This window comes from Luteimonas salinisoli, from assembly GCF_013425525.1.
GTDB classification, from domain to species: domain Bacteria; phylum Pseudomonadota; class Gammaproteobacteria; order Xanthomonadales; family Xanthomonadaceae; genus Luteimonas; species Luteimonas salinisoli.
Genome location: NZ_JACCKA010000025.1, coordinates 1 through 1013, shown reverse-complemented (window position 1 = coordinate 1013; position 1013 = coordinate 1). Strand labels below are relative to the sequence as shown.

General features: G+C 71.8%; 1 protein-coding gene. It reads left to right on the top strand.

Annotated features, from left to right (window positions below; genetic code table 11):
- Nucleotides 1–469 precede the first annotated feature (469 nt).
- Complete coding sequence (locus H0E84_RS03385; RefSeq protein WP_180677220.1) at nt 470–916, top strand: nuclear transport factor 2 family protein; 447 nt, start codon at nt 470–472, stop codon at nt 914–916.
- The last annotated feature ends 97 nt before the right edge of the window (nt 917–1013 follow it).

Genomic DNA, 1013 nt, shown 5'->3' with positions numbered 1-1013 from the left:
GCAGACCATCCATGGTCTGCTCTCCGCAACACCCCCGGCGCGACTCCCGCTTGAACGTTGGTGGGCTTCGGAGGGATGGGCTATCAAGCATCCGAAAGCGAATGACCGGTGCGGCGCCCGGGCCGGGAATATGCGGACAGCAGACCATGGGTGAGCACAAGCCGCTTGCGCGGCACTGCCGCGCGGCCTGTGCGAACGCCCGGCGCGCTGCGCCGGGCCGGACCGGGCCGCGTAGCGGCACGGGTCTGCGGCGGCGAGTCGGGCCATGGATGGCCCGACCGAGCCGGGGAGCATATCCCGGCCCGGGCGCCGCTGGCTCCGAAGTCCACGAACCTGCCCGCGTTGTTCGCACCGAGAAGCGACGAGTGGCTTCGACTGAATGCATGTGGCGTGAGCCGCGCCAGCGAATATCCCTCGGGTTGAGTGCCACTGCCTTCGAAGACGGCGGCCCCGACCGCCTGTTTCAGCCATGAAGCCAGGAGCGGCCAACCGGTGGCTGTGGGCGTTGATCCTGCTGGGAGCACTGGCGGCGTGCGCCCGCCCGGCGCCCGAGCAGGCGCTGCGCGAGGCGGTGGAAAGCGTCGAGGCCGCGATCGAGGGCCGCGACGCCGGCGAGCTGCAGCGATGGCTGGCGGACGACTTCATCGGCCCGCAGGGCATGGACCGCGACCAGGCGCGGCGCACGGCCATGCTCTACATGATGCGCTACCAATCGGTGGGGGCGACCCTGGGCCCGCTCGAGGTGGCGCTGCAGGACGAAGACCGCGGCACGGTCCGGTTCACCGTGGCGCTCTCGGGCGGCTCCGGCCGCCTGGTGCCGGATTCGGCGCGCCTGTACCAGGTCGAGACAGGCTGGCGCATGCGCGACGGCGACTGGCGCATGACCAGCGCGAGCTGGTCGCCGCTGATCCGGTGACTCCGGCCGGCGGCTCTGCCGCCGGCCGGGCTTCCGCCTGTCGGAGAGCCGGTCAGGCGTCCTTGGCGGCGAGCTGACGGAGCACGTAGTGGAGCAG

Excerpts from the sequence above, each read along its gene's own strand:
- H0E84_RS03385 (WP_180677220.1), top strand. The coding sequence starts at position 470 with ATGAAGCCAGGAGCGGCCAACCGGTGGCTGTGGGCGTTGATCCTGCTG.